Annotated in this window: 21 protein-coding genes; 6 read left to right on the top strand and 15 right to left on the bottom strand. The window is 34.9% G+C overall.

The features are described from left to right. Window positions 1-30: 30 nt before the first annotated feature. Window positions 31-3426, bottom strand: coding sequence for a HEAT repeat domain-containing protein (locus tag ACPF9A_RS03390; RefSeq protein ID WP_424001656.1), 3396 nt, complete (start codon window positions 3424-3426; stop codon window positions 31-33). Between the two features lie 356 nt (window positions 3427-3782). Here ACPF9A_RS03390 and ACPF9A_RS03385 point away from each other — a divergent pair, with 356 nt between their 5' ends. Then, window positions 3783-4721 (top strand): 3-keto-disaccharide hydrolase, encoded by a 939-nt coding sequence (locus tag ACPF9A_RS03385; protein ID WP_424001654.1) that lies wholly within the window; start codon window positions 3783-3785, stop codon window positions 4719-4721. Between the two features lie 58 nt (window positions 4722-4779). Here ACPF9A_RS03385 and ACPF9A_RS03380 read toward each other — a convergent pair whose 3' ends face one another. The 4 genes from ACPF9A_RS03380 to ACPF9A_RS03365 form a co-directional block, all read right to left on the bottom strand. Then, complete coding sequence (locus ACPF9A_RS03380) at window positions 4780-4998, bottom strand: putative signal transducing protein (protein ID WP_424001652.1); 219 nt, start codon at window positions 4996-4998, stop codon at window positions 4780-4782. 5 nt (window positions 4999-5003) lie between these two features. Further along, window positions 5004-7196, bottom strand: a complete 2193-nt coding sequence (locus tag ACPF9A_RS03375) for a transferrin receptor-like dimerization domain-containing protein (RefSeq protein ID WP_424001650.1) — start codon at window positions 7194-7196, stop codon at window positions 5004-5006. A 134-nt stretch (window positions 7197-7330) separates the two neighbouring features. After that, the gene (locus ACPF9A_RS03370; protein ID WP_424001648.1) at window positions 7331-8707 is read right to left on the bottom strand and encodes a sensor histidine kinase; all 1377 of its coding nucleotides are present in this window, start codon (window positions 8705-8707) and stop codon (window positions 7331-7333) included. Between the two features lie 207 nt (window positions 8708-8914). Continuing rightward, complete coding sequence (locus tag ACPF9A_RS03365; protein ID WP_424001646.1) at window positions 8915-9628, bottom strand: pirin family protein; 714 nt, start codon at window positions 9626-9628, stop codon at window positions 8915-8917. A gap of 167 nt (window positions 9629-9795) precedes the next feature. On the opposite strand from ACPF9A_RS03365, the gene ACPF9A_RS03360 reads away from it, so the two are divergent. After that, on the top strand, window positions 9796-10266 hold the full coding sequence (locus ACPF9A_RS03360) for a hypothetical protein (RefSeq protein WP_424001644.1): 471 nt from the start codon (window positions 9796-9798) through the stop codon (window positions 10264-10266). A gap of 1 nt (window position 10267) precedes the next feature. Here the strand turns inward: ACPF9A_RS03360 and ACPF9A_RS03355 are convergent, their stop codons facing one another. From ACPF9A_RS03355 to ACPF9A_RS03330, 6 genes are all read right to left on the bottom strand, one after another. Next, entirely contained in the window at window positions 10268-11494 is a 1227-nt protein-coding gene (locus tag ACPF9A_RS03355; protein WP_424001643.1) for a DUF58 domain-containing protein, read from the bottom strand. A gap of 114 nt (window positions 11495-11608) precedes the next feature. Then, on the bottom strand, window positions 11609-12607 hold the full coding sequence (locus tag ACPF9A_RS03350) for an AAA family ATPase (RefSeq protein ID WP_424001642.1): 999 nt from the start codon (window positions 12605-12607) through the stop codon (window positions 11609-11611). Further along, complete coding sequence (locus tag ACPF9A_RS03345; protein WP_424001640.1) at window positions 12597-13817, bottom strand: DUF4350 domain-containing protein; 1221 nt, start codon at window positions 13815-13817, stop codon at window positions 12597-12599. Before ACPF9A_RS03345 ends, ACPF9A_RS03350 begins: the two co-directional genes overlap by 11 nt. A gap of 1 nt (window position 13818) precedes the next feature. Then, window positions 13819-14541, bottom strand: coding sequence for a hypothetical protein (locus ACPF9A_RS03340; RefSeq protein WP_424001638.1), 723 nt, complete (start codon window positions 14539-14541; stop codon window positions 13819-13821). Between the two features lies 1 nt (window position 14542). After that, window positions 14543-15481: a hypothetical protein gene (locus ACPF9A_RS03335; RefSeq protein ID WP_424001636.1), complete on the bottom strand. Its 939-nt coding sequence runs from the start codon at window positions 15479-15481 to the stop codon at window positions 14543-14545. Next, the gene (locus tag ACPF9A_RS03330; protein WP_424001634.1) at window positions 15444-16430 is read right to left on the bottom strand and encodes a stage II sporulation protein M; all 987 of its coding nucleotides are present in this window, start codon (window positions 16428-16430) and stop codon (window positions 15444-15446) included. Before ACPF9A_RS03330 ends, ACPF9A_RS03335 begins: the two co-directional genes overlap by 38 nt. A 33-nt stretch (window positions 16431-16463) precedes the next feature. Between ACPF9A_RS03330 and ACPF9A_RS03325 the strand changes: the two genes are divergently transcribed. Further along, complete coding sequence (locus ACPF9A_RS03325; protein ID WP_424001632.1) at window positions 16464-17189, top strand: RDD family protein; 726 nt, start codon at window positions 16464-16466, stop codon at window positions 17187-17189. Window positions 17190-17191: 2 nt separating this feature from the next. Next, a complete protein-coding gene (locus tag ACPF9A_RS03320) occupies window positions 17192-17803 on the top strand; it encodes a trimeric intracellular cation channel family protein (RefSeq protein ID WP_424001630.1) in 612 nt (203 codons plus the stop codon). 41 nt (window positions 17804-17844) lie between these two features. Here the strand turns inward: ACPF9A_RS03320 and ACPF9A_RS03315 are convergent, their stop codons facing one another. Next, window positions 17845-18102 carry a hypothetical protein gene (locus tag ACPF9A_RS03315; protein WP_424001628.1) on the bottom strand — a complete coding sequence of 86 codons (258 nt, stop codon included), beginning with the start codon at window positions 18100-18102 and terminating at the stop codon, window positions 17845-17847. Window positions 18103-18112: 10 nt separating this feature from the next. Beyond that, window positions 18113-18832 (bottom strand): peptidylprolyl isomerase, encoded by a 720-nt coding sequence (locus ACPF9A_RS03310; RefSeq protein ID WP_424001626.1) that lies wholly within the window; start codon window positions 18830-18832, stop codon window positions 18113-18115. Here ACPF9A_RS03310 and ACPF9A_RS03305 point away from each other — a divergent pair. After that, window positions 18831-19472: an NUDIX hydrolase gene (locus tag ACPF9A_RS03305; RefSeq protein WP_424001624.1), complete on the top strand. Its 642-nt coding sequence runs from the start codon at window positions 18831-18833 to the stop codon at window positions 19470-19472. The genes ACPF9A_RS03310 and ACPF9A_RS03305 overlap by 2 nt on opposite strands. A gap of 26 nt (window positions 19473-19498) precedes the next feature. Beyond that, on the top strand, window positions 19499-20305 hold the full coding sequence (locus tag ACPF9A_RS03300) for a lysophospholipid acyltransferase family protein (protein ID WP_424001622.1): 807 nt from the start codon (window positions 19499-19501) through the stop codon (window positions 20303-20305). Here ACPF9A_RS03300 and ACPF9A_RS03295 read toward each other — a convergent pair. Next, window positions 20302-20952, bottom strand: a complete 651-nt coding sequence (locus tag ACPF9A_RS03295) for a hypothetical protein (protein WP_424001620.1) — start codon at window positions 20950-20952, stop codon at window positions 20302-20304. The genes ACPF9A_RS03300 and ACPF9A_RS03295 overlap by 4 nt on opposite strands. Window positions 20953-20956: 4 nt before the next feature. Further along, the gene (locus tag ACPF9A_RS03290; RefSeq protein ID WP_424001618.1) at window positions 20957-21451 is read right to left on the bottom strand and encodes an RNA polymerase sigma factor; all 495 of its coding nucleotides are present in this window, start codon (window positions 21449-21451) and stop codon (window positions 20957-20959) included. Window positions 21452-21577 lie beyond the last annotated feature (126 nt).

The following is a 21577-nucleotide window of genomic DNA, read 5'->3' as shown; positions in this document are numbered from 1 at the left end:
CTATAATACTCCAAGTTGTATACTTCTTTATTACCCTTTTAAGGTTGAAAGGTATTCCATAAGATCACGAAGTTCTCTTCTAGAAATCATACGCCCCATTGCTGGCATAGCAGACATTGAGTTTTCTCTTTTTGCAATTCTTTTTAAAGGAATTTCTAAAGGTTCAGCTTCAGATGTTCTCAATAATAATTGTGTGTTATCTTCTTCAATTAAAACACCTTGTACTTTTTGACCGTCTTTTAAGGTAATCGTTATGGTGCCATATCCGGGTGCTAATCTTAAGCTTGGTTCTATTAGCGCTTCAAGTAGTTGCTCTCTACTTAATACATTGCCAATATTATCTAAAGCCGGTCCCACTTCACCGCCTGAACCACCTACTGCATGGCAACGCACACACTGTGCCGTTGGGTTGTTGTTGAAAACGGATCTGCCCGCCCACCAATTACCACCATAAAGTGTTTCTTGAAAAGAATCGGAGGAATAGCCTGCTTTTTTTAGTTTATCTAATTGCGCAATTAAAGCTGGATTTTCTGTTGCTTTTACCGACTCGATTAAATCTAAGTAGATACCTTGCTTTAATTGGTCTTTACTGGCTTTGTCAATAAGGCTGGTTAAAATAGCATTGCTTTTCTCGTCAGATAAATCGCCTAGAACGTCTAACATTCTTTGTTGCTCAGAAACAGAACCTTTCTTAAAAATAGGGTCTACTATGGCAGGTAATTTCTCTTTAGATAAATTCAGTTGACCTAGTAGACCTACGGCAGCGGTACGCACTTGTTCATTTTTATCTTGCATACCATTAGACATGGCAGCTTCCATCTTGTCGAAATTCAATTGACCTAAAGTAGTTAATACTGCAGCACGAACTTCGGGAGATGAATTTGATTTAAAAATGGCATATAAATCATTATTATATGAGCTTATGCCTATTGCGCTCAAGGTTTTTGAGATACCGATTAAAATTTCTGGTTGACGCTCTCTAAGAAACGACGGAATATCTTTTTTTATTTTCTCTTCTAACTGACCGTTTTCTCTGATAATTTCACCTCTATATCTACCATCAACACGATCTAATAGAGAAGGCTGGTTCCATGTGCCTAAAGCTGCAAGGGCTTCGCCACGTAAATCGCTAGATACATTTCTACGTTTGGCAAAATTGATAAGCATGTCTAACTGCTCATCACCACCAACGCGCAATGCGGCATTAATGGCTCTGCGCAACAGCGGTTCAGATTTAAATTTTTCGTTAGTAAGTATCGATGCCAATGCCGGTAGGGCTGCTTCGATAGAAAGGTCATCATTTATGGCTCGAGCAGTTTCTGTTACGATATAATCATCTTTATCAGATAAAAATATAGAGATTTTAGGTTCTTGTAATTTTCTTAATACCATAACGGCAGCAATACGTAAACTTCTATTATCACTATTGGCAAGTGCTAATAAAGGTTCAGGATTACCAATTCTTGACAGTGCTAATACAGCTGCATGCCTTAAGTATAAATCTTGATCATTATTTGCTTCGATCATAGCAAATAATGGGTCAATCGCTTTTTCATACTTCATTCTACCCAAAGCTTGAGCGGCAAAGAATTTTACTCGATCATTTTTATGAGTAGTCAACGAAATAAGGCTATCAGCTGCTTTTTCATATCTTAAGTCCCCCAAAACCTTTGCGCTTTGCGCAACAATTTCAGGATCTTCGTCATGTAGTAAATTCAATAACGGTTTTGCCTCATTTTTATCATTCGCTGCAATTTGACCAATACCCCAAATAGCATGAATACGTGCAAATTGGTTTTCATCTTCTTGAACCACTTTTTCTAAAGCTCTATAGCCCCAAAAAGTTCTTTTAGCCAATTCGAATTGTGCTTTTTGGCGAATTCTCATATCGTTATATGATAATAGACTTACCAAGCTATCAGTCTTTTCATCTTCATAATTATGGGTCATTAATTCTTGAGTTTTCAAACGTTCTTGCGCGAGATTATTGGTTTCTTCGGTAACGTCTAATTTCCATACTCTGCCAAAATTTTTACTTCCCCAGCCATTAACCCAGTCGGCAAGGTATAGCGCACCATCAGGTCCGAAATCTATTCCTGTTGGTAATATGCCCGATAAAATAGATTCATCGGTATTCAATTCAAAAGAAGCTCCTTTTGGTTTTAGATCGAACGACCAGATATGTGATCTACTGGGATCACCTACGAATTCAACTAAAAAGAACCTATCCATCCATTTTTTACCTAGTGCAGTACCAGGGTTATATCTCATTCCGGTGGGTCCGTTATGAAAATTTTGGATTGGAGGCATAATATATGCAGCCTGACCTTCCCAACGAGGAATGAATAATTTTTCATCCATCCATACGTTATAACCATTGTTTTTAGGGTCTGTATATTTTCCATATTGCCAATTAGCTCTCCATCCGGCATCAGAACCTTCTACAATATGTACCAATCGTTCGCTTTCACCTTTATGATCTCCGTCATTATCTGAAGAAATAATATTTCCGTAGGCATCAAAAACAAACTCATGGGTATTTCTTAATCCGTGGGCAAAAACCTCAAAATCGGTTCCATCAGGATTACTTCTAACAATAATGCCCTCGTTTGGGTATTTATGATTTTCACCATCTACGGTAGTAATATTTGCACCAATATCTCCGATTCCCCAATATATTTTACCATCAGGACCTTCGATTGCGCCAGACATACCATGACCACTAAAGCCAATATGCACAGCAAAACCATCGGCAATGCTTGTTTTTTCATCTAAAATTTTATCGCCATTAGTGTCTGTAAGTCGATACATACCCGGACCAATACCTACAAAAATATCGTTATCACGAACTAAAAGTGCACCCGCTTGATCATTGATTTCATCATTAAAATCGTTCATGATTTGGGTAGAAACATCGGCAATACCATCTTTGTCGGTATCTTCTAACATCCAAATTTCATCTTGCTCAACGGTAAGATCATGCCAATCGTGAATGCTGTCATTATTTAAATCAGGAAACCATTCATTCTCTTTACTAAGCTCAGGAGCAAAAGTTTTATGAAGAAAAGCTCTTCTATCTTCAACAGATTCAAAGGCAATCGACTCGGTCATCCAATCTCTATGACCACGAATATCGAATTCTGAATTCTTATTTCTATTCGATCTTGTGATGTAAATGTTTCCTTCATCGTCGATATCCATCGCAATAGGATCAGGAGCCAAAGAATCAGATGCCCATAAACTTAATACTAGTCCGTCGGCAACCTTTGCAGTTACCGTTTCTCTAGCAATTTTAGCCATTTCAATAAGGTCGGTACTATCTTGTTGAATAGTTAAGGGAATTTCAACAGGTTTTTTATTGATACACGAAACTGAAAATAATAAAAGGGACGAGCATCCCAAGACTAATTTTTTAAAGAATGTCATTGTTGTTGTTTGAATTGAACTATAAATGTAGCGAATAGTGAAGATAGTCAATAATGAAATTGAAGTATGGTTAAATTATTAACCATATATGGTATAGTTTTATCAATTTGGAATTGAACTCATCTTGACTTTTTGTTTGGAACCGATAATTATGGCTTTTGTGCCGTAATGAAGTCATTTTTTATTTACATCGCCATAGCCACGGAACTCAAAAATGACAAAATAAGGGTGCAAAATGTATAATTCGTAGGTAAAGAAAAAGTCAAGATGAGTTCATTGAATATCTTTTAATTCAATGTTAAGAAGGTGTATTTAAAAGTTCCGTTATATTTGATTACTTATTAAACTGGAATAATATGAATACTATTAAAATAACATTAGTTTTTCTTTTTCTTGTCGCTTTTGGATCAAATGCGGCTCATGCTCAAGAAGGGCATCCTTTAGAAGGAAAATGGAATTTGACGATTGATCAAGAAGGAGAAAAATTGCCGTCATGGTTAGAAATTAGACATTCAGGTACCAATACATTAATCGGTCGATTTACTTATGCTTTCGGTAGCGCAAGACCAGTTGCGGAAATTGAAAAGCATGGAGAGTTATTTTCTTTTTCAATACCACCGCAATGGGAGCCAGGAGCTTCTAACATGGAATTTGAAGGAAAAATTGTCGGGGACGGATTAGCAGGAACCATGATTTATGTAGATGGAAAAACCTATAAATGGACAGCTACTAAATCGCCTAAGCTTCCGTATTATGAAAATGCAAAAGAAGGTAAGACGGTTAAATTATTTAATGGAAAGAATTTAAGCGGATGGGAGATGAAGACCGGCAATCAATGGGCAGTTTTGGATGGTATACTTACAAGTGCCAAGCCTGGGGTAAATTTAATATCTGAAGAAAAATTCAATGATTTTAAATTACATGCAGAATTTAGATACCCAGAAGGGAGTAATAGTGGTATGTATTTAAGAGGACGTTACGAAGTACAGATTGCTGATAATATAGGGCTAGAACCTTCTTCTATTTATTTTGGAGGAATCTATGGTTTACTTACACCAAATGAAAATGCAGCTATGAAAGCAGGGGAGTGGCAAACATATGATATTACTTTAATTGGAAGAAGAGTTACTATTGTAGCCAACGGAAAGACCGTAATTTCAAATCAGAATATTGAGGCGATGACAGGTGGTGCTTTAGATAACAATGAGGCAGAAGCGGGACCAATTATGATACAAGGTGACCATGGACCTGTTGAATTTAGAAAATTAGAAATTACACCTTTGAGTAAAGGGTAGTATAAGAAAGTATGATATTAAAAAAAGCCTCAAGAGATGGAGGCTTTTTTTATTCATTCTAGTTGATTTCTGTAATTATAGACAAGGCTCTTACTTCTTCATCTTTATTAACAAAAATTTCGACCAATACTGGTAACGGAGTACCAAAACCTGCTAGGCGAGCAGATTCAGTTTCGTCTTTAAGAATAGGTTCAATGTTATTTTCTTTTAAAGCAAGCTCTACGCGTTTCGCTGCGATACTATTTCCTCCGAATACTTTTATATAGTTTGAGTCCATAATTATTATTTTAAATCATTAGTTATATCTTTAATATAGGTGTTGAAGTTCTTAAATGTGTTTGTCAAAATTTTAATTTGCTCTTGAGCTTCAACCCAATTTTCTTGTTCGATTGCTTCTCTAACTCCCGGTAACGTTTTTACGCCGTAACCCGTGTAAAAACCTGGTGCGTAAATTTGATGTTTAAACCATGGTCTACGAGGTAGACCTTTCTCTGAAGTTAGCATTTGTTCCGCTTTCATTAAACGCTTATTCAATTCTTCTATCGATTTCTTAGAAAGCGAAGCGGTATTAATTTTTTCAAACGCAGCAATGGTTTCATTCAGTGTCACCAATTCATTTTGCAAAGGTGAAAAATCAATATAAGGTATGAGTTCTTTTTTGGTAGGCGCTTTAACTTTTTTGGTTGGATCTGCTGCTAATGTATATGAGTTTTGAGAAACCATTTTATTATGTTTCAAAACCTCTTTACGCATACTTTCTGTTTCATCAATAATTTCAGTCAGGTAATTTGAAATAGTCGAATGCCATTGCGAGAAGTTCAACGGAATAATATCTGCATTTGCTAAACGTAGGGTAATTAAACCGGCAGTATTCGCCAAAGCAACGCCATAGCCAAACTCTGGATCTTTAAATCTTTTGTAATGTGGGTATGTATCGTAAATGGTATGATATTCTCCGCCACCATTCTCACCTCCAAAACCTAGGTTCAGCGCAGCAATACCAGCATGTTGAATAAACGGAGTATAATCAGAACCGGACCCTAAAGCATATAGTTCAAAGGAGTCATCGCCTCCATTAACCATATTTGCGGCAATTCTGCGGTCTTTAACCGATACTTTCGTTTGTGGGTCAACAACGGTACCTGCCACTTCACTTACCATGGCCTGTAGAGAATGTGACCCGCCGGCGCCTAAGAATCCGCGCCCGTTACCGTCGGTATTAATATATGCAACTACCTTTTCTTGCAATTCTTTTTTATGATCTTCTACCCATTCTGTAGAACCAATTAATCCTGGTTCTTCAGCATCCCATGCGCAGAATACTAAGGTACGTTTCGGTTTTTGTCCTTTTTTTGCAAGTTCACCAATGGCACGGGCTTCTTCCATAAGGGCAACCAAACCACTAATAGGGTCATTGGCACCATGTACCCATGCATCATGGTGATTACCACGCATAACCCATTGATCGGGAAATTCAGTTCCTTTTAAAGTAGCAATAACGTTATGGGCAGGTACAAGTTTCCAATCGAATGTAAGCTTTAGATGAACGGTAGCCGGTCCTGGTCCTATATGGTAAGTAATTGGCAATCCGCCTCGCCATGATTCTGGCGCAACGTTACCATCTAAGGCAGATAATAGCGGTAGTGCATCTTCGTAAGAAATTGGCAAAACAGGAATTTTTGTAATAGTAGGTGCATCTTTTCTGTCCAGTCTTTTAGCATCTTTAGTAGCTGCATAACCAGGAGTTAATACATCGCCTGGGTATGTTGGCATATCCATCACCGAACCACGTTGTACTCCGGTTTTATTCTTGTAGGCACCTTTTGGGTACACATCTCCTTGTCCGTAGCCATCATCTTCTGGGTCAGAATAAATAATACAACCGATAGCTCCTTTTTCGGCAGCTAATTTCGGTTTAATACCACGCCAAGACCCTTGGTATTTTGCAATCACAATTTTGCCTTTTACACTGATGCCAAGTTTTTCTAATTCTTCATAATCTTTCGGAATTCCGTAATTAACGAAAACTAATTCTGCTTCAACATCACCATCGGTAGAGAAAGCATTATAGCTCGGTAATAAGGCATCGCCTTGTGCGGTAAAAGGATCACCTTCTACGGGTACAGCTGTTAGTTTCGCTTTGTATTGAGTAGGACCGGTTAATTCTAAAACCCTTTCTGTCGGATAAGGAAAAAGAATTTGATAGGTCTCTATTTTGGTGTCGTAACCCCAAGACTCGAATTGACTTTTGATCCATTTTGCATTTTCTTCTCCGAATTCTGTACCGACCCAATGAGGTTCGGCAGCCATTTTCTGCATCCATTTATCAAGGTTTGTGGCATTTAAATTTTCTTCAAAACTTTTTTCAAGTTGCAGTTGCTTGTTTGTATTCTCAGAAGAAAATCCGATAATTGATTTTTGTGAATATCCGTTCAGGATCAATAAAAGAAAGAGGGTGGTGAGTAATTGTTTCATAATAAAATATGGTTATTGAGGTTTAATTAGTTTTGGGAATAGTGAACACCAATTAGAAGCTTGATAAAAATTCTATATGTGTTCATAATAAAAAATAATAAGTCAAAGTAAATTCATTTTTTACAGCGTTATATTTAATTGAGACTTACGCTATGCTCTTCGGTTTTATGATGTTCTAAAGAATTTGTGTTGATGGTAAAATAAAAAGTGCTACCTGCATTTTCTTCAGACTCTACCCATATTTTACCTAAGTGGTGATCTACTATTTTTTTGCTTCCGTAGAGTCCGATACCAGACCCTTCGAATTTAGATTGGTTATGAAGTTTATGAAAAGCATTAAAAACATTCTCTAGTTGCTCTTTGGGTATTCCGATACCGTTATCGGCAACACTAAACAGGTACTCATTATCTTTCTTTTCAGACGAGATATTAATAACCGGCAGTCCACTATTAGTTTTAAATTTTAGCGCATTATGAATTAAATTTTGAAAAAGCATTCTGATGTCAGTAGGTCTGGCAATCAAGGTTGGCATTTCGCCAATGTTTATTGTTGCTTTAGAATCTTTAATATTTTCAGATAAATCATCAATAACTACTTCTATAACTTCGGTGATATTAACAGATTCCATTCCGCTAGAATTTCCTATTTCTGCATATTTTAAAAGACCTTCTACCAAATTTGTAAGCCTAGTAGAGCTACCTTGTAAATGCTTTAGGTAGTTGCTGAAATTCGCATAGTTAGCAGCTGAATGTTGTTTTTCTAATTCTGTAGCAATGACCTTAATATTGTTTAGGGGACCTCTTAAATCGTGAGTTACAATAAAGGTGAACTCCTCAATATGCGTATTTTTTAATTCAAGTTCATTGTTTAAAACCGCTAATTTGTTGTTTTGATTTCTTAAATCGTTTTGGGCAATTTTAAGATTTAATTCGCTTTCTTTTAATGCGGTAATATGGTTTTCTAAGTCGTTGGTATATGTTCTAGTCTTATTTTGGTCATACATTCGAAATGTAAGCGAAAGCCAGCCTAAGCAAGCTAAAAATGCAAAAATCTCATCAAAAGGTACATCTATAATTCCTAATATGGGACCATACATAGAGATGTAAATTGTGGGTATAATAAAAGCTAAAATATCAAAAGCAATAATTAGATTTCGTGTACGCGGATTTCTTCTGTAACCTATAAATGCCAAGAACCCCATAGTGGCAAATGCCACAGCTTGGCCGAAATAACCACCTATTAAAAATATAAGGCTCATAAACATGACAGGAGGAAATAAGGTCATGTAAATTCTAGTCGTTTTATGAAATTTTAAGCGATTTAAGATAAACCCAATACCAAAACCCAAAGCAACTACAAAAGCCAGTACCTGTTCGATATAGGAATGAAAAAGAAGCGTATATATGAATACGGCAAAGGTGAAAATTGAGGATATAATAGTTATTAATCCAAATTCATCTAAAAATTTGATTTTTTTGGTGCTTTTAGTAAACGTGTTTTTTTTAGACAAACTATAAATTTTAAAGTGCTTTATTTCTCGAGGGTCAAATAGGCGACTTTATTTAGATCAAACCTAATTATGAAAAATATGAACATTTTGGGGGAGTTGTTAATATTCATATTTTACCTAAATATAAGAAAGAGAAGCTTATAAAATCAGAAAAGACACCTTTTAAAAGTGCCTTTTGTACTCAAATTTATCAAGGGATATTGTTAATTAAATACTCATAGGAACTTCCATGACTAGTATCTTCGATTTATCATTGGTTTTAAAAACAAAAGTATCGGTATCCCAAAGTCCAAATCCGTCACGTTTACTTAATTTCTGATTAGCAATCTCAATTTCTCCGTCAAGAACAAAAATGTAAACCCCGTTACCTTTTTGCTTTAAAGTATATAACTCAGTTTTTTCAGAATCATATTCTCCAAGATGAAACCATGCATTTTGGTGAATCCATACTCCGGCATCACCGGCGTTAGGTGAAAGTACTTGATATAAACTGTTTTTTGTTGCAATATCTTTAATAGAGATTTGATCGTAACGCGGGGTAACACTTTGCTCGTTTGGAATAATCCAAATTTGTAAAAACTTAACCTCTTGATCTTTGTTCTTATTGTGCTCGCTATGTGAAACACCGGTACCTGCGCTCATAACTTGAACATCACCAGCTTTAATCACTGTTGAGTTCCCTATATCGTCCATATGCTGAAGGTCACCTTCTAACGGAATTGATATGATTTCCATATTTCTATGTGGGTGAGTTCCAAATCCTCGACCACCTGCAACAGTATCATCATTTAATACTCTTAATACTCCGAAATTCATTCGCTGGGCATTATGATAATCGACAAAACTAAAGCTATGATAAGAATTTAGCCAACCATGATCAGCATGACCCCTAGTATCTGATCTATGTAAAATAGTTTTCATTTTATGTTTATTTATATAACCAATTGGTCGGAATTTTAGGTAAAATATTACACTACTAAAGTATTGTTATTAATAGTTCTATTTAGTGAAATTAGCACGTATTGGCTTTATTTGATCATATACTTTTTTTTGATTATTTACGTTATTCAAAAAAATCTCTCAAGAACATGAAATCTATTGTATGTCTACTATTGATATTTACATTTTTCAATTCTAAAGCTCAAGATAGTGCTGATGCTATTAAGCATTTAGGTGCAGGTATCGTAATTGGTGGTGCTGGTGGCTATGCTGCTCATAAACTATCTAATGGCAATACAGGTTGGAGATGGGTGGGGGCGGTTGGAAGCGCTTTTGCGGCAGGATTGGCTAAAGAAGCATTATATGATCCATCAAAAGGAGCTATTTGGGAAACTAGAGATGTAGTATTTACTACTTTAGGCGGCGTAGTTTCTGCTTTAGCTTTGGAGGTATTTTTAGGGGAAGAAGGTAGTCGTCGTGGAGGAAATAGAAGAGGCAAAAGCTGTGGATGCTTAGTTGCTCAATTAGGTACCGAAAATGAAATTCAATTGCTCTCGTTCGTTGAAAATGGAACTGGCGATATTACCTCAGAATTACAAGCAGCTTATCTTCTTCGATAACTTACAGAAGCCCTTTTGCTTTTATTTCTAAATACTTATTTATAGTATTAATAGTCAAATCTTCTGGTTTGGTTAAAATAGTCTGTATACCATACTTTCTAAGTTCGTTAACTACCAATTGCTTCTCATAGATAAATTTCTCTGCAATGGCCTGCTCGTAAATTTCAAGAGTATTATTGGGGTTTTCTTTAGCGTATGCCACAAGCTCCGTATTTTCAAAGAAAATAACGACTAATAAATGTTGTTTTGCAATGGCTTGTAAATAAGGTAGTTGGCGATGTAGCGCATCTAAAGTTTCAAAATTTGTATATAGTAGTAAAAGACTTCGATGCGGTAAATTTCTTTTTACATCTATATATAATCTACTAAAATCACTCTCTACAAAATTAGTATTTAAGTTATAAAGAGTTTCAAGAATAAGGTTCATTTGAGAACTTCTACGTTCTGCAACTACCCTGTTTTCTATCTTATTACTGAAAGCAAACATACCTGCTTTATCGTTTTTTTTAAGGGCAATACTGCTAACAATCAATGTTGCGTTAATGGCATAATCGAGTAAACTAAGCGAATTAAAAGGCATTTTCATTACCCTGCCTTTGTCAATTATAGAATATATAGGCTGTGATTTTTCATCTTGAAATTGGTTGACCATCAACTGACCTCTTTTGGCAGTTGCTTTCCAGTTTATATTACGAATATCATCACCCTGTATGTAATCTTTAATTTGCTCGAACTCCATCGTATGACCAATACGCCGAATTTTTTTAATTCCGAATTCTAGTAAGCGATTACTAAATGCTAAAAGCTCATATTTGCGAAGTTGTAAGAATGACGGATACACAGGTACCTCCTTATCCTGGTCATATGTATATTTTTTAGCTAGAAATCCGATAGGGGAAGTAGCGAATACAATTAAATTTCCGAAACTATAGACTCCGCGTTCAACAGGTCTTACATTATATATGTAAAATTTTTGCTCTCCGGATTTTACAATACTCCGAAAATTAAAGTCACGTTTCTGAAATTGGAAAGGAAGTTCGTCTATTATGTTTACTCGGCTTGAAAATAAGTATTGATTGGTAACTTTTATTTTAATATTATTTTCATCGCCATTAGAAAGTTTATCAGGTACTATTCTGTCTGCAACTATGTTTCCTTTTGATAAAAACAGAAGAATGATATCTACAATTATTAACGCTAAAAATAGATAGAACAGAAGTTTGGCCATAAATGAGATATTCTCAAAAATATAGGATATTAAAAAGCACAAGATGAGGCCTGATAATACCAGAAAGAATCTTTTTTCAAGAAATATATTTTTGAATACCTTTTTCACAATAATTTATCTAGGAATTTCGATAGTTTGAATAAGGTCACTGATCATTTTTTGTGCGGTATAGCCTTCCATTTCTCGTTCAGGAGTTAATATAATTCTATGCCCTAAAATCGGACCAACTACCTTCTTGATATCATCGGGAGTAATAAAGTCTCTGCCATTGATAGCTGCAACCGCTTTAGAGGCTTCTAGTATGGCTATAGAAGCTCTTGGTGAAGCACCTAAATATAAATTGGCATTAGTTCTTGTATTGTTGACAATAGCGGCTATGTATTTCAATAAATTATCTTCAACGATAATATCTTTTATTACTAATTGATAAGCAGCAATTTGTTCGGCAGATAGAACAGAGTCTATCAATGCTTCAACATTAGTATTTTTCTGTTGATGCTTGTTTTCTAAAATTTGTATTTCTTCTTCTAAAGTAGGGTAGTGTACGTTTATTTTAAAAAGAAAACGGTCTAATTGAGCTTCTGGCAATCGGTAGGTGCCTTCTTGTTCAATTGGGTTTTGAGTGGCAAACACTAAAAACGGAGGCTGCATTTGAAATTCATTTCCATCAATAGTAATCTGTCGTTCTGCCATAGCTTCGAAAAGAGCAGCTTGGGTTTTTGCAGGTGCACGGTTTATCTCATCAATCAAAATAATATTTGAAAATATAGGTCCTTTTTTAAATTCAAATTCTGAAGTCTTTACGTTGAATATAGACGTACCCAAAATATCGCTAGGCATTAGATCTGGCGTAAATTGAATTCTACTGAAATCTACATTCATTGTTTTTGCCAAGAGTTTTGCGGTCACTGTTTTTGCTACACCTGGTACACCTTCAATAAGGGAATGCCCGTTCGCTAGAATAGAAACTATTAATAATTCGATCATTTCTTGCTGACCGATAATTATTTTTCCTAATTCAGATTTCACCTTTGCTACAGATTCCTGTAGTTTGGTAAGGTCTATACGCGAATTAAATTCTACGTTGTTTTCATCTTGTGTATTATCTTCCATAAGATTGTTTAAATGTATTTATTTTCTGAACCAGGGCCAATGAGTCTTGTTCAGTATGAATAGGTTTATTTTTTAGACTAAGTATGAGGTTTATTAAAGTTTTTGTTTCCTCTTTAGATTTTCCTGCTTTAGCACTTAATTGAGTAATGAAGCTTTCATCTAAAACTGTGGTGTTTACATAGTATCTATTTCTAACGTAGGTTAAAAAATAGGTGATTTTTTTATCGTTCAAATTAGCATAATCTCTATGTTGATAATATAGTGATCCAACAGTTTTTGCAAATTCTACAGAAGAGTTTTCTAAAGGTTTTATAATAGGGATTATACGCTGTTCTCTTTTGGCTTTAAAGATTACAAAAAGTATTAAGCCCACGACCAGTAAGTAATAGCTCCATTTTAATGCAGGTTGATTTAATATGAATCGCATAGGCGAGGTTATAACTTTTCTGCCAGATTTTTTATAATCATCCCAATATAAAAGATGATCATTTAAATACGAAAAACTTTGTGTACTGTAGTTACTATTATCACCCAATATGTAATAGTTGGTATATGCGACGGGCAAGGTATTGATAATGAAACTTCCTTCACCAAAAGATGTTTGTATAAAATTGGGTTTCACTTTAATTTCATCCTTATTATTCTCTAAAAATGTTGAGGATTTGAATTGTATGTGTCCGAGTATTTCTGTGTTTGCTGTATCAACACTAACAAAATAGGCAAGATTTACTCCTCTTTCAAAATAGAAGTGTTCTTGTTTAAAATTCTGATTGGAGAAAGACGCTCTAACGGAGTCTTCTTGAATTTCATATTGTTGTGTAATTTCAATGTTCAAGGTATCTGCTAATTGCCCTGTAAGATTGCTACTGGCTATAAAAACTTGATTGCCATTGGCTACATATTTTAAAACTTGATTTGTTTCTTGTTCATCTAAATAGATATAATCATTGAATATTAAGTAGTTTGAGGGTATTGTAGAATCTCGCTCAATAAGTACATCGTATATACTCTTTTCAACTTGTTCAATCTCACTTTTCGGAAATATGGAAGGCAGTTCATTGAAAAGTACAAAGCAACCAAACGGAATTTTCGCAACAGAGGTAAACGACGGACTCCAATTTATCGGTCTAGGGCGTACTATTTCGGTTACGATGATACCAATTAGCACCGCAATCAAAAGCCCAAGTATTATTTTAGAACGCTTACCCAAATTATGATTGAATTTGTTGGTTGATCGATTCGAAATCTAAAACCGATTTTGTGTATTTAAGGTTATCTATACGCTGCTCGCCATACCAGATATAATCGTACAGGTAGGCTATTTTCTTAAATCCTTTTTTTATTTCTGGTTGTTCGATTTCATTGAAATAGTCTGAATTTGTTTTATCAAAATGCCATTCTATAATATCACTTTTAGATAGCTTTTGTAACGTGAGCAAAAACTGATAACGAATAGCAAGTCTGTAATCTTTTTGTTCTAAAGCAGTACTGAGAAGATTGTTAATGTCGATACCTTCAATATGCTCTTCTATTAAGTTGATATCATTGATTATTTTCGCTTTTTTCTGAAAAAGTGAATTGAAATTTTCATTGATCAGAACTTTTACGATGAGGTAAATAGCTAAAATTACCAGTAAAAAGTAAATGATATATTCAATGATTTTTAATAACTGAGGTGATATATTAATACCGAAAATATTGCTCAGTCCTTGCCCGACCCAATTTATAAAACGCGCTAACAGATTTTGAGATTCGCCCGTTTTAAAGGTGTAGTTAAACTCGTCGCCCTTATATTTTTCAGAAAGATCATCGTCAATAGTTCTTAAAGTCAGTACAGACGAAGAATCAATTTTTATGATACTATCGTTTGTGCCCTGTGCAAATGAGCATAGCGCTAATAACTGAAAGAATATGAGGAGAAAAGTATGCTTCAACTTAATCGTTTTGACCTATTTGTTCAATAGTAGCTCTGGTGTTTTCGTTGTATGTTTTTTCATGTAAAGCATAATATAATACGCCATTTACGAATTGGGTAAGACATTGACCGTACACTGCAATAATTAATACGATACACGTGCCTAAAGTATACACTATGGTCGAAACGATAGAGTGGGAGTAATCTACATTGTTTTCTACTACATGAAAGGTATAAACACCGATAATAATACCAGGTACAATTAGGGCAATTATCAGTAACATGCCTAGTAAAAGACCCATGATAAAGTTAACACCTACAGATTTCCAGAAGTTAGTAGTTACTAATTTCCAACCTTCGCCTAATGCTTCGGTAACACCTTTTTTCTTTTCAAGCATATCAAAGAATGACACACCTACCCAAGCGGTTAAAAAGAATTGTACAATGTATTGTGCAAAAATTCCTAAAATGGGTATAATGGCTAAAATAATAGCCGCAATAATAAAAACGAAGTATATCGGTATCAGCAATAATACGAATACAAAGGTATTTCCGAATTGGCTTTTTGCAAGTTCCCAAACTTCTTTTTTATCTACGGTATTATCTCTGGTTTCTACATATTTAATCATGTAACTCGTAGATAGCGAATAGTTTAAGAAGGCAATACCCAAGAAAATGATGAAGAATAAAAATCCGCCGATACCTAAATAAATATAATAATCTTGTTCGAATTCATTACCTCCGCCAAAAGAATTATTGCGAGATTCTTGCGCAATCATACCCATAAATCCAGATACCAATAAATAGCTAGTTATTAAAAGTCCTATTAAAAAGACACCATTATAGCTGATAAAAACATTGGTAAAGTTTTTAATATTCTGTTTAAAGAAGTCGAAATAAACGGATACGATTCCGCCAAAATCACGATTTACCCGTAACGGTATGTAATTGTCTTTCATTTTGGTTATTAAGTATGATTGGGTATGCGATGTAATAAAATATAATCAAGAATAAAGAAGCGCCAATTATTAGAAAAGCCAACCAATTGGGCATACCGGTATATCGTGTAATAAAACCTTCAATAAAACCGGCGATGATAAAAAACGGGATCGTACTTACCACAACTTTTAGTCCGTCTTTAGCACCCTTCATAAACGATACGCGTCTAGAATATGTTTTCGGAAACAGTATGCTGTTGCCCATAATTAAACCAGCGCAGCCAGCAATGATGATCACTGAAATTTCTATGGTGCCATGTAGCCATATTTGCTTATTTGCCTCAAAGAAAACCCCTTTCGTATAAAAGAAAGTAATGAAAGCACCAAGCATAACACCGTTACTAAAAAGAATATAACCAGTGCCGATACTGGTAATCACACCAAATGCAAAGGCAAGAAATGCAACTCGAATATTATTAATGGTAATACCTAAAAATGAGCCGATTTCACTACCACCTTTGTATATGGCGGCAGGATCGCCGTTGGCAATATTATTAAGGGTTTCGTTTACATAGGCATCACCTAAAATTAAACGTACAAAAGTAGCATCGTTCAATGCAGATAATGAACCAATGGCAGATGCTATTATGAATATTAAAAAAGCTATGCCTAGTGTGTTATGATATTGTTTAAAAAAGAGCGGGAATTCGGTCAACCAAAAGCTAACAATTCTGTTTTTGCTTTCTTTTTTATTTTTATAAATTTTTTGGTGGGCTTTAGAAGCTAATTCGTTTAAATACAATAAAGTCTTACTTTCTGCGTAATACGTTTGCGCATAGGCTAAATCATTAGTTAATTGAATATAGCCATTGGCAAGCTCATCTGGGTTTGAAGTAGCACCAAGGTTCATAGCATTTTCGAATGCTATCCATTTTTCCTTATTTTGCTTCACAAAAGCAGCTTCGCGCATAAACTAATTTTACCTTGTTAAATTTAAGACTTAATGAATAACCTCCAAATCAATACAACGCAAAATGTGAACCTTAATTATACTATTGTAGGTATTGGTGAACGAATTGTGGCATTTTTTATAGATGCATTTATTTTATATCTCTATTATATACTGGTCGATTTAATTGGCGATGCCATTGGTTATATTTATAATGACGGATGGACGCAGAGAGGCATCGTAGGCTTAATATCTTTACCTGCAATGTTTTACAGTTTATTAATGCATATAATTTTTAATGGTAGAACTGTAGGGAAAATGATTATGAAAATGAGAGTGGTATCGGTTGATGGATCACCTGTAAATTGGAGCAATTATTTGATTCGTTGGATGCTTCGTTTGGTAGATATCTGGATCTTTGTTGGGTCTATAGGCATTCTTACTATTCTTTTTTCTGAAAAAAGGCAGCGATTGGGCGATGCGGCAGCAGGTACCGTTGTTATTAGTACAAAAAATAAGACTAAAGTTTCGCATACCATTTTAGAAGAAGTAGAAGATACTTATGTGCCAAAATTCGTGAATGTTACCATACTGACCGATAAAGATGTAAGGCTGATTAAAGAAACCTTTAGTATAGCTCAAAAAAGCAATGATTTTAAAACGATGAAAGCGCTTAGAGAAAAAGTTGATAGTATATTGCAGACCAATTCAGATTTGTATGATAAGCAGTATTTAGATACTGTATTAAAAGATTATAACTACTTCACCCAAAAGCTGTAACAATGTTTTATTTCGTCATTGATATTTTAGGAACCATTGCATTTGCCATATCAGGTGTTTTGGTCGCAATGGATAAAAGATTAGATGTTTTTGGCGTACTTATTATTGCATTCGTAACAGCAGTTGGCGGTGGTACTCTAAGAGATTTATTAATCGGAATTCGACCTGTAGGATGGTTGAATGCACCAATGCATCTGCTCATTATTGTAATTACCGTTTTGTTGGCCATCATTTTTGTGAAGCAGTTGAAATACGTTAGAAAATCACTCTTTCTATTTGACACTATTGGCATTGGTCTATATACCATGGTAGGTATAGAAAAAGGTTTAGCGGCAGATTTATCACCTGTCATGTGTATCGCCTTAGGTACTATTACAGCTTGTTTTGGCGGAGTAATTCGAGATATTTTATGTAATGAAATACCTGTAATATTCAGAAAAGAGATTTATGCAACGGTCTGTATTTTAGGCGGACTCGTATACTTTCTTTTAATTCAATTTCCGATACAAAATACCATAGCCTATTCTTTGGCAATTGTTACTATTATAATCATGCGGGTTTTAGCGGTACGTTTTAAAATATCGCTTCCAAATATCTATCGCGAGGGAGTGTAAAGATTTTTTTAGAGTATTTAGCGAAGCTAAATATTTAAATTTCAGCCAAAAGCCAAAAGCCAAAAGCCAAAAGCCAAAAGCCAAAAGCCAAAAGCCAAAAGCCAAAAGCCAAAAGCCAAAAGCCAAAAGCCAAAAGCCAAAAGCCAAAAGCCAAAAGCCAAAAGCCAAAAGCCAAAAGCCAAAAGCCAAAAGCCAAAAGCCAAAAGCCAAAGCCAAAAGCCAAAAGCCAAAAGCCAAAAGCCAAAAGCCAAAAGCCAAAAGCCAAAAGCCAAAAGCCAAAGCCAAAAGCCAAAAGCCAAAAGCCAAAAGCTACTTTAGTACTTCAGCTTTTTCTATATAGATATTCTGTTCAGGCCAATCTCCTTTACTAACTGGTTGGTTATTTATTTTATCGACAACATCCATACCTTCTATAACTCTGCCGAAAGGGGTATACTCTTCATCTAAATGATAAGAGCCAGGATTAGTAACAACTATAAAGAATTCAAAAGGAGATGCTAGCATGTGCGGGTTGTCCAATTCGCTACTAGGCATAGAAACGGTGCCTCTATGATGTTTATGCCCTTTTCTAGAATCTGGTGGCAAAAGGTATCTTCCTATTTCAGATCTTTTTCTACCTGTATTTTCATCATCAGAATTTCCGCCTTGAATAATAAAGTTTTTCACCACCCTATGAAATTGGGTATAATCAAAATAACCCTTTTCAGTAAGGTAAATGAAATTAGCTCGGTGATACGGTACATTTTCGAATAGCTCAATTGTAAAACTACCGAGGTTAGTGGTAATTTTAACCTTGTTCGCTTTTAAGGTTTTTTCATAGTTGAAAAAGAATTCGATAGCATTTTCTTCGTCAAGCACAAAAGCTTCTTCTTTTGGGTCTTCGATAACTTCATTTTCTGTAATTTTAATTGAATCTAATACAGCCTCTGGTTCGGTAGTAGCGCTATCAACTTTCTTAGAAGTATCTTTGCAGCTAGCTACTGCCATAATGGCTAAGAGAAAAAATGTATAGAATTTGAGTGAACGCATGGATTTCAATTTTTTTGAACAACAAATATCAAAAATAAAGGATCTACCGCTACCGGGAGAAGCTTCTCAGCATAAAATGGCGCCAGAAATTCGTATAGAAGAATTACAGCGAATCAATCAAACGAAGAAGAATCCGAGGAAAGCGGCAGTAATGGCATTGTTTTATCCAACGGTAAATCAAAATATCAACCTTTTATTGATTCTGAGAAAAACTTATAAAGGTGTACATTCGAACCAAGTTGGTTTTCCGGGTGGGAAAGCAGAAAAGTCAGATGACGGGTTATTAACAACGGCATTACGAGAAACCCATGAAGAAGTAGGGGTGCATCCGAAAGATGTTATTGTGGTGAAAGAAATTTCAGAAATTTTTATTCCCCCAAGTAATTTTATCGTCCAACCATTCATTGGTTTATATAAAGAACCCAAACCATTTATAAAACAAGAGTCAGAGGTAGAGTTGATCTTAGAAGTTCCAATATTAGACTTTTTAGATGATACCAAAGTTGTTTCTAAAAAATTAACAACGTCATACGCCGTAGATATTGAAGTACCTGCCTTTAAATTAAACGGTTATATCGTTTGGGGTGCAACGGCAATGATGTTGAATGAGATTAAAGAGTTATTAAAGCAAGTGTTGTAAAGCATATTTAATTATTTTAGCATTCTATGGGATTATTTGATAAAAACCCTTTCGGGCATAACTTATTCATTAAAAAGTGGCTAATTCGTATTTTGGCATTGCTATCGCATCAGCGATATAAGCGATTTAATACGTTAGAAATTGAAGGTTCTGAAATAATCAGAAATTTGCCAAATAAAAATGTACTATTTGTAAGTAACCATCAAACTTACTTTGCCGATGTAGTGGCGATGTTTCATGTGTTCAATGCTAGTTTAAGTGGTCGCGAAGATTCGATTAAAAATCTGGGGTACATTTGGCAGCCTAAATTAAATATGTATTATGTAGCTGCCGCTGAGACCATGAAAAAAAGTTTACTGACCAAAATCATGGCCTACGCAGGTTCTGTTAGTGTAGAAAGAACATGGCGTTCAGAAGGTCAAGACGTTAAGCGTCAAGTAAAAATGAGCGATATCTCTAGTATAGGTAAAGCTTTAAATGATGGTTGGGTAATCACTTTTCCACAGGGTACTACCACCCCTTGGAAACCTTTACGAAAAGGTACTGCCCACATTATTAAGAAGTATAAGCCCGTTGTAGTACCTGTTGTTATAGATGGGTTTAGAAGATCTTTTGATAAAAAAGGACTTCGTATCAAAAAGAAGGGGATACTTCAATCGTTGGTCATTAAAGAACCTTTGCAAATAGATTATGAAAATGAATCTTCAGAATCGATCATTGAGAAGTTGGAATATGCTATTGAACAGCACCCTTCATTTTTAAAGGTGATTTCTAAACAAGATTTATTGGCCTTCGAAGAAGAGAATAAACAACGTAAATGGAAAAAAAATTAAACTGCTAAATGTCTTAGTTCGCTGTAATTATGTTTTAGCTTTCTAAGTAGTAAACCATAAAGTAAGAAATAGAATAAAGATAAAGCACTGATAAATATAAGACCAACAACCCCTAATGTAATCATAAGGGTTACTTTTAATTTGTCATTAGAAAGACCTCTAAGTTGTTCTCCCATTTCAGGAAAGGCGCCGATAATATCATTATTCAAGAAAATTGCAATAATCATTACTATAAAAAAAAGTGAACACATTGCTAAAGAAAAAATGACGTAATGTTTAACTGTTTTTCTTGTTTTAATAATTTTCTTCATTAAGTTTTTAGAATTATCCAAAACTGATATTTCTCTAAATCTTAGATAAAATTGGTATATAAAGTAAATTATGACCACATAGTAAATTACTGAGAGTCCGGTTAAATATTTTGCTACTCCAATATGCTGATAAATCTGCATATTATCTTTCATTCCTGGTGTGAAATACAGAAGTTGAGGTAGAACGAATTCTAAAATACTTATAATCAATATCCATTTAACGATAGAAGAAGATTTCTTCCATATCATTTTATGTATTTCTTCATAGCTCAGCTTAGGAACATTAAATTCCTTCTTCTGCCAGTCTTTTTTTAATAATTCCAGTTCATCCGTCATACGCCTATGGATTCAAAATGGTTTTTAATTTTGTTTTAATACGATTCATTTTCACTCGTGCATTTACCTCGGTTAAACCTAACGTTTCTGATATTTCGGCATAGTTTTTATCCTCCAGATATAAGAAAACTAAGGCTTTGTCGATATCATTCAATTGCTTGACGGCTTTATACATCAATTTCAATTGCAGCTCTTCGGTTTCATCATATTCATCGGCTTTGATCTTAAAAATTATAGATTCATAGTCCGCCGTATCAATTCGCCTTTTACGCTTTCTGTATAGTGTAATAGCTGTATTTAGGGCTACCCTATACATCCAAGTGCTGAATTTTGCTTCTCCTCTAAACTTGGGGTATGCTTTCCACAGTTGAATCGTAATTTCTTGGAACAAATCGTTATGCGAGTCGCGGTCATTTGTATACAGGGTACACACTTTATGGACAATATTTTGATTGTCTTGCAGCTCGGTCACAAATTTGTGTTCCAGTTCTTTGTTCACTATTGGTTGGTTGTTCTTACGAGGTTAGTCTTCGATTGGTTTCAATTGTTACAATAAATTTGTAAATACATAAAAAAAAGTGCCAAAGGTAACCTTGGCACTTTTCAATTCTAGATGAATGCTAGA

The organism is Maribacter sp. IgM3_T14_3 (genome assembly GCF_049603095.1).
Taxonomy (GTDB): Bacteria; Bacteroidota; Bacteroidia; order Flavobacteriales; family Flavobacteriaceae; genus Maribacter.
The sequence above is the reverse complement of the archived record's forward strand: the minus strand, read 5'-3'. Positions and strand labels throughout refer to the sequence as shown.